General features: G+C 66.0%; 8 protein-coding genes. 5 read left to right on the top strand and 3 right to left on the bottom strand.

The window, feature by feature from the left end:
• The 3 genes from QHF84_RS21785 (at position 1) to QHF84_RS21775 (ending at position 3182) form a co-directional block, all read left to right on the top strand.
• On the top strand, positions 1-1095 hold the full coding sequence (locus QHF84_RS21785; protein WP_281315282.1) for a 3-oxoacyl-ACP synthase III family protein: 1095 nt from the start codon (positions 1-3) through the stop codon (positions 1093-1095).
• 31 nt (positions 1096-1126) lie between these two features.
• Positions 1127-2095, top strand: a complete 969-nt coding sequence (locus tag QHF84_RS21780; RefSeq protein ID WP_281315281.1) for an NAD(P)H-binding protein — start codon at positions 1127-1129, stop codon at positions 2093-2095.
• Between the two features lie 211 nt (positions 2096-2306).
• Positions 2307-3182 carry an ATP-grasp domain-containing protein gene (locus tag QHF84_RS21775; RefSeq protein WP_281315280.1) on the top strand — a complete coding sequence of 292 codons (876 nt, stop codon included), beginning with the start codon at positions 2307-2309 and terminating at the stop codon, positions 3180-3182.
• A 41-nt stretch (positions 3183-3223) separates the two neighbouring features.
• Here the strand turns inward: QHF84_RS21775 and QHF84_RS21770 are convergent, their stop codons facing one another.
• Genes QHF84_RS21770 through QHF84_RS21760 form a run of 3 tightly spaced genes read right to left on the bottom strand, consistent with a single transcriptional unit; the run spans position 3224 to position 10457 of the window.
• Positions 3224-4021 carry a caspase family protein gene (locus tag QHF84_RS21770; RefSeq protein ID WP_281315279.1) on the bottom strand — a complete coding sequence of 266 codons (798 nt, stop codon included), beginning with the start codon at positions 4019-4021 and terminating at the stop codon, positions 3224-3226.
• Positions 4018-6834, bottom strand: coding sequence for a CHAT domain-containing protein (locus QHF84_RS21765; RefSeq protein WP_281315278.1), 2817 nt, complete (start codon positions 6832-6834; stop codon positions 4018-4020). The genes QHF84_RS21770 and QHF84_RS21765 overlap by 4 nt, the downstream gene beginning before the upstream one ends.
• Positions 6831-10457 (bottom strand): hypothetical protein, encoded by a 3627-nt coding sequence (locus QHF84_RS21760; RefSeq protein ID WP_281315277.1) that lies wholly within the window; start codon positions 10455-10457, stop codon positions 6831-6833. Before QHF84_RS21760 ends, QHF84_RS21765 begins: the two co-directional genes overlap by 4 nt.
• A 268-nt stretch (positions 10458-10725) precedes the next feature.
• Between QHF84_RS21760 and QHF84_RS21755 the strand changes: the two genes are divergently transcribed.
• The gene (locus tag QHF84_RS21755) at positions 10726-11079 is read left to right on the top strand and encodes a DUF5684 domain-containing protein (RefSeq protein WP_281315276.1); all 354 of its coding nucleotides are present in this window, start codon (positions 10726-10728) and stop codon (positions 11077-11079) included.
• Between the two features lie 350 nt (positions 11080-11429).
• Positions 11430-12263: a hypothetical protein gene (locus QHF84_RS21750; RefSeq protein ID WP_281315275.1), complete on the top strand. Its 834-nt coding sequence runs from the start codon at positions 11430-11432 to the stop codon at positions 12261-12263.
• Positions 12264-12267 lie beyond the last annotated feature (4 nt).

Below are 12267 nucleotides of genomic sequence, written 5' to 3'. Positions count from 1 at the left end.
ATGATCACGACGACCCCCCTTGCAGCCGGCATCCGCTCCCTCGCGGTTGGATTTCCGAAGACGGTGCGAACGAACGATTGGTTCCGTGAACGGCAGCCAGACGTTTTTGCCGAGTTCGAGAAGAAGACGCTCGCCCAGGTGTTCCACACACGTGATTCGAACCCCGACAGCGCGTTGTTCGACGCGGTCATGACGAGCTACCTCGGCGATCCATTCCGGGGCACACGCGAGCGCCGCGTGCTCGGCCCCGACGAATCGCAGCTCGCGCTCGAGAGCGACGTCGCTGTCCGCGCCGTTCGGGCTGCCGGGCTCGCGATGGAAGACATCGACCTGATGCTCGTCGCATCGTTTCCCTCCGAGGGAGTCGGCGTCGGCAATGCGGCGTACCTCGCGAAGGATCTCGAGCTCGGGCGCCCGGCCTGGAACGTCGAATCGACCTGCTCCGGAGGGCTCGCGTCGCTGCAGATGGCGTGCTCGCTGGTGAGCACCGGACAGTACCGAAACGTGCTCGTCGTCGTCTCGTGCATCTATTCGCGGGCTTGCGACTGGTCCGACACGCTGACCTGGTTTCTCGGCGATGGTGTCGGCGCATTCGTCGTTTCGGCGATGGAGCCGGGGAACGGTCTGCTCGCGGTCAACGCCATCAGCACCGCCGAGACGTGCGGAGCGTTCGTGTATCGCATCGAAAATGTCGACGGCCTCGGGTACAAGCCGATCATCCGCTCGGGTAAATCCTCGGGCCGCGCCCTCCGGGACACGAGCTCGCGCTTCGTGCGGGATGCCTGCCTCGCGGCGGTCGAGAAGGCAGGGATGGAGCTCGACGACGTCGACGTGTTCATCTGCAACACGCCGCTGGCCTGGTACGCGGACTTTTTCGTGCAGGCGCTCGGCGTCAGCCGCGACAAGACGATTTCGACCTACGATCGGTACGCGAACATAGGTCCGGCGTTGATGCCGGTGAACATGCACACGGCGGCGACGAGCGGGCTCCTCGAGCGTGGAAAGGTCGCCCTCGTGTTCACCGTCGGCACGGTGTCCACCGCGGGGGCGGCGGTCATGCGGTGGGGAGACGTTGCCATCGATCCGACGACGTGATTCAGATCGGACGTAGGGCGCGGAGCGCGGAATGAGCATTCTCATCACCGGTGTATCGGGCAATACGGGCTCGCTCATCGCAGAAAGACTGCGCGAGAAGGGCGTCCCTTTCCGCGCGATGGTTCGCAGCCCCAGGGTGAGGGAGCGATTGGCTCGGCAGGGCATGAACGCCGTGCTCGGAGACTTCGACGAGCCGAAAACATTGGCCATTGCTCTTGCGGGTATCGAGAAGGCTTATCTCGTCTGCACGCCGAACGAGCGTATGGAAAAGCGTGAGGCGGCGTTCATCGACTCTGCCCGCGCCGCAGGGGTCGAGAAGCTCGTGAAGCTGTCGGCGTTCAGGGCCAATGTGAACGGACGAAGCCGCATTCTCCGGGCCCACGGACGGATCGAGCAAAAGCTCGTGGAATCTGGCATGGACTACGTCATCGTCCGGCCGCACGGATTCATGCAGACGTTCGTTCTCAGCAATGAAGAGCTGATCCGCAAAGCAGGTGCGTACATCTTGCCGGCAGGAGAAGGCCGCGCGCCGCTCGTCGATTTGCGCGACGTGGCTCGCGCGTGTGTCAACGCGATCCTCGAGGACGAGCACGTCGGCAAGGCCTTCGACGTCACCGGTCCTCATTCGCTCACATTCGGCGAGCAAGCAGCTCTGCTGTCGTCGGCTTTGCAGAGGCCGGTGACCTACATCGCCGGATCCGACCGCATGCTCGATCGCGCATTCGCCATGTTCGGCGTGCCCGAGATGGCTCGGGAGCACGCAAAGGTGGTGTTTCGCATGATCCGCGATGGCGAGCTCGCCGATGTCGGCGACGGTCTTCAACGGCTAGGGGTCACGCCGACGCCCTATGCGACCTTCGCGTCGGATTTCGCGTCGGGAAAGACCATCGTCGCGACGTCGTTCCCGATTCCCAACGGTCTGAAGTTCCAGGTGCAGCTCTGGCTGTTCCGGATGCTGCTGAACCTTCGCTTTGCGCTCCTGGGCCGAGGCCGAGCCTGAATCGGCGCCGAGGCTCGCTGTCGACATGAGCCGCTCTCGCCGTGACTCGGACGCGGCGCGCGGGCCGGGGACCCGATTTTTGTCCCCCGTTGAGACGATCCTCTCGCAAATCATCGATCTTTGCAAGACTGGTTCTTCGCGAACGTGGACCCACCTTGAGGGGCCCGCCGCGCCGCCCCAACCCGGGCGCGGCGTCACCTCGGAGGACTCCATGAGTGACGTCACCATCCTCTTCGGAAGACCCCATGTCCCTCAGTTCGCCGATGATCGCTTCGAGATCGACGTGCTGGCTGCCGAGGAGCTCGGCATCGAGTCGTTCGCGATTCCGCTCGACCCCGTCGTGAACGGCGAGCCGGAGCGCGCTTTGCGCCGGCTGCCCAAGCCCCGGTATCGCACGTGGCTCTACCGGGGATGGATGTTGAGCGAAGAAGAATACACCGGCCTGTACGAGGCGATGCAGGATCGCGGCGAGGAGCTCGTCGTCGATCCCGAGAGCTTCGCCGAGACGATGTACATGCCCAATTACGTTCCGCTCCTCGACGATAAAACCGCGCCCACGCGGTGGACCGAAGGCGAAGACATCCGGGAAGCGTGGGAGGCGGCCCTGGAGCTCGGGCCGCCGCCGTGGGTGGTGAAGGATCACGTGAAATCGGTCAAAGAGCTCTGGCATCGCGCGTGCTTCGTGCCCGAGGGCGCCACGTACGATGATTTCGTCGAGGTTTGCGAGAAGATTTTGGAGTTCCGTGGGGACCGCTTCGAGCGGGGGTTCGTCATACGAAAATATCTCGACCTCGCAACGTTGCCCGGCTGGGCGCCTGGTCAGCGTCGCGTGACCGACGAGCATCGCCTCGTGTTCTGGGAGGGGCGGCTGGTGGCGCACGCGCCGTATTACGATGTGGAGTCGACGCTCGAGAATCCGCGGCAATTCGCCTATCTCGGGAAAACCATCGAATCCCCATTCTTCACGGCGGACGTGGCTCGGCTCGAGCGTGGTGGGTATACGGTGATCGAAATCAACGACGGCGGCTGTTCGGTCTTCCCCGAGCAGATGGATCCGCGCGACTTCTATCGGGCGGTGCTGGGTTGAGCCTCCGGAAGGACGGCAGGCGCGAGCCCACGCGCAAGGGCTCACGCCAGGCAAGGAAGGCGCGCATTTTTCAGCCGCGTGCTGAGCACCGGCTCCTGGCGTTCGCCCGTGGCAGAACGTACGGCATCACAAACCTCTGCGTAGAGGATCCCGAGGTGGACCGTGCGGGCCCCGTCGCGCTTTTTCGTGAGAGCGTCGAGCAAATGATACGTGAAGACCCCATGGCCCAGGCCGAGGTTTTCCATCGCCACCTGGTCTCCATCCGCAGCGGAGAAGATGGCCTGTCCCTGGCCGAGATCGATGTCCCGGAAGCTGATGGGGTCGGGGTCGTCGAATTCGAGATACCCCGGGATTTTTGGGCTATTCCGGAGCACGGGCCCCGTGAAGGTGCGCCCCCCCGCGGCGCCGCTGAAGCACGTATCGAGGAGGAGGACGACGAGCTTCGCCCCCGCCTCCGAGAGCCGTTCGAGCCAGCAGGGTACGTCCCGGTCCATGTCGATTGCGGTGGCGTAGATTCGCTGATAGTCGGTGTCGTGGGGGATGAGGTAAAGGGAACGACGATCCCGCGCGGAGCGTCGCTCCGGGCTGCCATGGCACGCGAAGTAGAGCAATACCGTGTCGCCTGTCTCGACGATGCCCGGAAGCTCGTCGCCGATCGTCGCCATGATGTTCCGCCGCGTGGCGCGCTCATTTTCGAGAAGCATCAGGTTGCGCTCGCTTGACGGAATGCGCCGTTCGAGGAGGCCATGGAGCGCCCGCGCATCGGACCGAGCGCAGGAAAGCGGGGGGATGGCTCCATCCTGGTACACGTCGATACCGACGATGACGGCATGAATCATGAATCTTTCTCCTTGCTGTTTCGGGCCCGGCGTAGCCCCCGCTCCCACCACCAGAACGACACGCGGCCCACGAGACGCGAGACGAATCCCCCGAGCGTGAGCCCCGTCGCTCCCATGTAACGATACTCGAACGCATCCATGGAACCATGCTCCGCGAGGACCCTGCTCGCCTCGGGGTTTTGCGCGACCAGAACGCCGCCGTGGGTGCGGAGCACCGCCATCGTGCGCTGCAATGCTTGCTCCGCGGGTAAAAAGCGTAACGTCCGGTAGAGCACTTCGGCGAACAGCGGCGCGAGGGCCTGCGGGATCTTCGTGAGCGGGGCGATCACCGCGCCCGCTCCCGCATCGCAGAATGCCTGAGGAAATCCTTGCACGGGGTTGGTTCGTCGATGGTCCATCCACCCGGTCCAGCAGCTCTGGAGGACCACGAGCTCGCACCGGCGTAGCGGCATTCGAAGCACGCGGGGCAATTCGAGGCGCCCATCCTCCTCGATCCCGAGGCGCAGGGCTGGCGATCGCCCGAAGCCCCCTCCTTCGTCGCCATGACAAAGAAAGTGCAGCAGTTCGAATGCGGGCGCGCGGCCGAGGAGCGCCTCGAGGTTCGTCGCAGCGCCGTCGACCACTTCCACCCGCGCGAGCGAGGCAATGGCGCCAGTGCCCGCGCGAATGGCCTGCTCCTCCTCCGCGGCGGAATCCACCTGCGGACCAAAGACGAACCCGAGGACGGGCCGCCGTTCGAGCCGGGCGCGCCCCGCCTCCGCGCTCTCCGCGGCGAGCTGGCCGGTCGGGTGCAGGCTCATCGAGAAGCGATGCAGGAGCGGGCCTTTGCGCGTGACGAGCCTGCCGAATGGAATCCGGTAGAGGACGTCATGCGGCACGATCCGCAAGTGGCGCACGCCGGCCAAGGCCAGCGCCTCATCGATCTTGGTCGGCACGAGCAAGGCATGGAGCTCGACGAGCGCCGCGTCATCCTCCGAATGGCTCTCCCCCTGCGTCCACCCGCGGAGCGCGCGAAGAAGCTCGTCGAGCCTGCGGTGGGCGGGCTCCGAACGAGAGCTCCCCTCGGACTCCGGAATGGCCGTGACGTGCCATTCGAAGAAGCTGCGGCCGTAGGCGAACACGAGCATGTACCGGCCGAAGACGAAATATTGCAAAACGGCGTCCTCGCCGCGGAGCTTTTGACAGAAGCCGTCGACGACGATCCGCGCCTCCCCCTGCACGGCGACGGCGAATCGGTGCGGCACGGTGCGGCCATCCTCGAAGGCGATCCGGGCCTCCGCGAGCGCGAGCGCCTGCGATTGCTCGGCGAACGTGTGAAGGATGCGACCAAAGCGAAGAAAACTCCCGCGTGGTGTCTCGGCATCGAGGTGCGGCTCGGGCGCGCCGAGCGGCATGGAGAGCAGTTCGCCGTGGCGCGCGGCGATCCGCAACGCGCCCTCGGTATGAAGATCGATGACCCGGTCGATGACGGGCAACAGGCTCGCGAGCAGGGACCGCTCCGTTCCCTTCTTCGCGCCAGGATCGGCGTTGGCCGCGAGGATCTTCAGCGCAATCGAGGCCGCGCCCGTGCTGTCCACGAGAGCGCCTTTCCAGTTCGGAGGGCTCTTGCGGGCGCGAAGCACCGCGCGCTGGTCGAGGGTGAGCATACGTAATGGATCGAGGTCGAGCCGGTCGGCGGCCGCGAGGGCCTGCTCGAGGATACGCTCGCACGTATCGAACATGTCGTCCTGGTCGAGGTCCACCACGAGCCTGCACCACAGGAGCTTCAGGCGCACGAGCTCCTCCGGATGCGCCGCGGCCTCGGGTCGGAGCAGGAGCACCTCTGCGCGACGGATGACCCGTCGCAATGCTGGAATGCGACGCGCGGGATCCTTGATCCGACGCGCCTCCCGCTCGCGTTGGAGCAGGCGGGATAGCGTCGTCGTCGGACGCCGGCCAGCGCGGCAGAGACCGGCGGCGCGCGCGACTTGCCGCGTGCGGTCCTCCAATGCGCGCCGTTGATCCGAGGGCAGCTCGAAACCGGGGACGGACGGCGCCTGCGCGGCCTCGCGAAATGCGCGGTAGGTCGCGCGCGCGCGGCGGGTCGATCCTCTGCCGGAGCTCACGAGCGCGTGCAGCCTGACGCTAAGCAGGTGCATGCGCAGATCGCCCCGAGCGGCGCCCTCGATGGCACGCAGGCGTCGCAACGCGTCGCGGAAGTTCCCCCGCGCAATCGTGTCCTCCGCCAGTGCAATGGTGACGCGCAGGGCCGAGGGATGGTCCGCGGGCCAGAAAGCCTGGGCTTCTGCCGAGATCCGGTCGTGTACGTCCCGGGCCCCTCGTGCCGCGGCGAGCGTGATGCGCGTGAGAATGGCAGAGACGACCAGGGGACTGTCCTGCTGCCAGCTCTCATCGGCTGGAACCGGCTCGAGGAGACGCATTCGGTTCCAGGCGCTCGCGGGCCCCTCGCGTTGCCAGACGACGCGAGCGGCCTCGGACGCGACGAGCCATCGCGTGCGCGGCGGCGCGCCGTCGAGCGTGGCATCGAGCGCCGCGAGCTCCAAACCATGCTGCTTTCGGCGCGCGAGGTGGAGGCGCACCAGCGCGAGCCAGGCGTCGACCGCCGGCAATGCCTCGGCCTTGCTTGCGAGGAGCGCGTCGAGCTCGCGAAGCGCGCTCCTGCCGCGGACCACCGCGGTCGCATAAAGTGCATCCAGCAAGGGCTCCAGGCGACGCGCGGCGCCTGTATCACCAGGCGCCGCGGAGAAACCGTCGAGCGCGGCCGCAAGAGCATTGAAGGCGCGTTCCCCGGCCATCTGCCTCGTATCGTTCATGGCGTCTTCTGTTTCGACCCCGAAGCTTCCGCATCCTTGCGCTTGCGCTGGCCATCGAGGCAATCGCGCTCCGGCGCGGTCGTGAGCCTGCGATCGCCGTCCTGATCGCATTTCATGGCCTCCTCGTACCTTTGCACTTGCTCGGGGGATGGCCGCTCGTGGCAGGGGACGAACGTCGGGTCGCGATCGTCGCAGCGCAAAACGACGCGGACCGGGCGCCGAACGCCGAAGAGCAGGCGGAACGGCGAGCCGACCGCGCCGTAGTCGAAGGCCCGGTCCTTCCCCGGCGCGGTTTGCTTGTACTTGGTGCCGCCCACCTCGATCTCCGCGGGCAAACGCTGCGGCGCCGCATGCTCGATCGCGCGCGTCACATACGCTTCCTCGGGCAAAACGACCTTTTTCAGCGGGTGCACCGCCGGCGGAAGCTCGGCCATGACCGGATAGGACGCAGGAACATAAACCGCGGCATCTCCCTTCGCCGCGCCCCGCAGCGACGCCTCGGCGGGCCCGGGCGTTCGTAGCCTGGCCTCGGCAATCGCGAGCTTCATGACCTGCTGCTCGAGTACGCTCGCGTCTTGGCCGCTACGCGCCCGGATGACGGATTCCTTCTGGAGCTTCTCGCCGTGCGCGGAAAGCTCGGCCGGCGACGCTCCCTTGCGAATGGCCTGATCCACCACCCGCCCGATGATCGCGTCATTGCCCGCGCCGATCGCGTGGTCGAGCACGTATGCGCGTGCCTTCGACGAAGGATTCTGGTCGAGCGCCTTCATTGCGCCGTCGACATCCTGGCTCGCGAGCTTGTCCTTCACCGTGGCGAGCGTCGGATCATAGGCCTCGACGGGCTTGCCTTTCCGCTCTTTCACGAGCGCAGCGCCGGCCGCGTCGTCGAGGATCGATACCTGGGCGACGGGGCCTCGGGACGCCTCTGGGCTTCCAGGGCGGTGCGGCGCTCCGTCGGGCACGCCCGTCGAGAAGCGCGCTTCGACCCCACGCGCCGGGGGACCTCGATTGCCACCGCCGGACTCCATGAGCACCCATTTCTTGGATCCACCGATTTCGATCCGCCACACGATCGATCCGTCATCCAGGTGCGTGATCGTATCGGCCAACATGAGCCCGACGGCTGCGTCGACGAGAGCGACACCGTCCGCCGACATGCGCTCGGTGACCTTTTGCGCCTTCGCCTTCACCTCGAGCACGGTCCCTGGCGTAAGCGTGACCTCGATATCGGCCGCCGTCAGATCCGAGGTCCGGAGCTCCGCGCTCAGGAGCCCGTTCTTGCGCTCCGTGGCGACGGCTTTTTTGCCCTGGATCTCGACCGACTTGTCGATGTGCTTGATCGGCGTTCGTGGGTCCCACGAGGACGTCATACCGACCTGAGATACATCCGTGGCGATCTCGGCGGTGAATCTCGTCTTTGCCGGAAGGCTCTCGACGCTGACGTTTTGCAATTGGCCGCCGCTGCCGCGAACGGACTCGAATCGAACGCGCCCGGGTCCCGCGTCGATGGGCGCCACCTCCGCCCCCAGGCGTCCGAACTGGGCGGGCGTCGTGGTGACGCGCGTTCGCTTCCCCTGCACCATCTGCATGGTCGCGGCGCTGACGCCGCCGGCGATGGTCCGGGTGTCGTTCCCGCAGGCAGAGAAACGCCTCGATTCGAAGAGGAGCATGCACTCCCGATCGTCCGACCTCTTCGCGACGCCCTTGGGCGGAGGAAGAAGGCTCACCGGACCACGCCAACGCAATTCGCTCGTCTCAGCAACCCACTTGTCGATCCGGTGATCGGCACGGACCGGGGTCGTGTCGAGTGGAGCCAGACACGCGTGTTTTCCAGCAACGGCCGCATTCTGGACCACGACGGACCACTTCATGAGCTGGTTGAGAACCTCGTACTGGGGCTCCCAGGAAGCGATCTCCGGGAAGTGGTCGTCCCACCATTGCACGAAGCGCTTCGACTCGACGGTCGCCTCGAACTCCTCGTGCCTGGCCCCGAGGTTCGAGCTCCTGGCGAAGATCCGGGTGGCCATCGGCGCAAAACGGACCGCGCCCGACGTCTCCCGCGTGAAACTCTCCTCGCGCACGCCGAACCAGATCCGGGTGTTTTTCCCGCCCGTATCATCGCAGAACGTCGTGCTCGGCGCCTCGTGAATTGCGCTCTGGAAACCCTCGATAACGCTCTCCGGAGCGGCCCCGTTCCAGTCGATGAGCCAGAGCTTCGCGAGGAGATCGGTATAAAAGAACGTCATTCCGGTCGCGGTGCCGAAGAGCGGCCCGTCATAACGCGAGCACTGCTGCGTGCTCTTTCGCCGGACGACCTGCATCAGATCCTGGGCGAGGGCGTTCCCCCGCGACGTCGGGAGCTTCGCGGAGAGGATCGCCTCGGCCTCCTCGGCGGTCGCTTTCTGGAGTTTCTTGCGCGCCGCGATGAGCGCCTCTTTCGCTTCGAGCGCGAAAGGCTCGTTCGTCGAGCTCGCGAGGTCGAGCAGCGATTCTGCGCGCTCCTCCTCGTCCAGCCCTCGAAGGATCGCCGCCACCTTCTGGACATCCGGAAGCACCTCGATGATGTCGTCGAGCACCTTCCCCGCGAAGGACGCGCTCGTGTGCGGATCCAGCGAGAAGCCCGGCCTGCCGAGCGATTTCTCCTGGAACTGCAGTGACATCATCAGCTCCTGCATGGACACGCCGGGATTTTGCCGTTTCCAGGCGTGAAGGATCTGGATGTCGGGCGGCTGTATCTCGAGGGGCGCGCGCAACGACTCGATTTCCCGTGCGTTCGCGTCGAGCTGCGCCCGGTTCGACACCCTGTCGAGAGAAAAACCAAAACGCTCGAGAGGAATGTACCGGGTGCCACGCGCCTGCGCGAGCGCGGCGATGTGCTCCACGGTGATGGGCGTCCGCGTGGTGCGCGGCCTCTGCCGCCCCGTCACCTCCAGGCCGGCGTCGGTGCACTGCGCAGCGAGAAGATCGGCGCCGCCCGCGAGAAACCGCTCGAGGTCCGCAGCCGTGGTGATGGTCGCCTTGCGATGACGATGCGCCGCGCTTTCCAGCTCTGCCCGCGAAATGGGCTTCATGGCGCACACGTCCGCGCGCGCCACCTCGGGCTGGAATACGTACTGATACACCTGGGTTTCCGCGGGAATGCTCCCGAGGTGGAGCGCCTCCTGATCGACCGCCTCGGCGACCTCCGCGGCCATCGTCTCCGCGTCGGCCGCCTCCACGAGGACGACGGCTCCGCCGCTCTTCGTCGACGTCGAGCGCGTGGGCCCCGATTGTGTATGCAGCACGTGCGCGAGCGCGTCATCGCGGACGAGGGGCGCGTCCGCGACGCCGGAGAGCACCTCATCGGCGCCCGTGCGCGCGGCCATGCGCCCCAGCGTGACCGTAAAGACCCAGTCCCGTAGCTGCTCGCGTTGCGCGTCGAGCGTATCGTGCGGGAGTTTTCCGATTGCATCGAGGAGGTCGATACGGAACCTGTCACCGCTGCAGCCCGACAGCTCCGTCACGCGGACCTTGGCGACGGCTGCACCAGGGCCGACCCTCGCGGGCTTTCCAGCTCCCGGAGCCCCGCAAGCTTGCGTGAGCACGAAGAGGGCAAGCAGAAGGATTGCTCTCGAGATTCTCATGTTCTTCCCTTCCATCACGCCAAACCGCTCCTGGTGCATGTCACGAGCAGCCAACGTGCCAGCGCAGAATCAGCTCCCGGCCCCTGGGCGAACGTGAGACGCCGACGAACGCGATGCGAATGGCGCGTCAGCCCGCCCGTCCCGATGTCAGCTCGGTCGACTGACGCGTCAGCGAGCCCCGAGACGAACCTTCCCGCCCTACGTGCGGCCGGCATGCGGCTTGCGAGGGCGACGATCCTGCACGAATCAAAACGGAAAGGGGTTCATCATGGGTGACGTCGAGCGTATCTTTATCGGCTCGGTTTTTTTTGCAGTCGTCGCGCTGACGTACGCAACCATGTGGGGGCTCTTCAAGAAGGCAAACCATCCCGGCTGGGCGTGTTTCATCCCGCTGTACAATGCCTACGTGCTGCTGGACATCGCAGGAATGTCCGGGTTCTGGTTGCTGGTGATGTTGATGCCCTACGTGAACATCATCGTGCCGATCATCATGGCATTCCGGATCGCCGCAGCCTTCCGCAAAGGCTCTCTCTTTGGCCTCGGCCTGCTCGTCTTGCCGTTCGTCTTCTATCCGCTGCTCGCGTTCCGTAAAGAGGAGCGGTGGTACGGCGCTTGGGCTTGATGGCCGAGACGAAAATCCGGACGGGCACTTGTGGGGGGAGGAAAACCCCGGGCTCGATTTCCGACGTTGACAACCATGCCGAGCGACGTCATCTCCGAGCGATGCGCTGCTCGTCGGTCCTGATTGCTTTGGCGTGCACCGCGTGCGCGGGTGGCGCGGCGGTCGTCACATCCTCGGTCGGCAGCGGGTCGCCCCCGAGCGCTCCGACATCGCCCTCCACCTCATCGTCCTCGCCGGCGCTCGCGAGTTGCGAAAGCCTTCGGCCAGCGGCCATGGAGCGGGCGCGTGGGATGTTCGACGCAGAGCGTGCGAAGTCCACACCTGGGCACTTCCCATGGGATGTGCCCAGGGTGATTGGTGCATGCGCGGAGGGAGCCGACGGCGCGTGGGTGGTGACGCTCGCGAGAATCACGGTGATTCAAGGCGGGCACATACGGCTCCGGTGGCAGCTCGAGCATGTTCATGGAAGCGCGCGTGCGGCGATTGCCCCCACGGAGCAAGGCGACGACGCGGACGAGCGAGATGACAACGTGCAAGTCGACGGCGAGCGAATTTCCGCGGAACCCGACGATTGGACGGGCGTGAACGTTCGCTTCATGGACCTCGACAGCGATGGAGCCCCCGAGGCCTTCGTCATGGTGCGAGGGCAACACGACAAGGCACCACCATTCTCGCGTGGTCGTGTCTTCACGTTCCGAAGCGGGCACATCGAGCCGTACGGACCGCTCGCGGGCGTCATCGTGCAGGATATCAGGGATCTCGACGGTGACGGGCGTCTCGACGCCACGAGCTTCGGGCCGTTCGATATCGTCGCGGACCACTGTGATTCCGGGATCGGCTTTCGGGAGACGGGGCCCGAGTTGCCGCTGCACGGGCTCCCCGGCGGGGCATTCGCCTGGGACGATGCGATGACGCGCGCGGCGCTGAAGGACGTCTGTCCGGCGCGACCGTCGACGTTCGTCCTGCCCCCCGGTGTGCTACCCGAGAATCCGGATCGTCCGCTGTCGGCAGGGCATCGCGTGGCATGCGCACGGCTCTGGGGGGCGAATACCGAGTGGATCGAGGCTCAGCTCGCACGCGAATGCCCGCCGCGCCCCGGCCGACCGTGCGAAGCGCAGAGCTGCCGCGACGCGGACTACCTTCACGATTTCGCCAAGGCCACCCCCCCGGTCGTCGTCCGTTGACGCG

Origin of the sequence: Polyangium sp. y55x31 (assembly GCF_029946505.1) — a bacterium.
In the GTDB taxonomy this organism is placed as follows: Bacteria; Myxococcota_A; Polyangia; order Polyangiales; family Polyangiaceae; genus Polyangium.
Note: the sequence above shows the minus strand (reverse complement) of the source record. Positions and strands in the feature narration are given on the sequence as shown.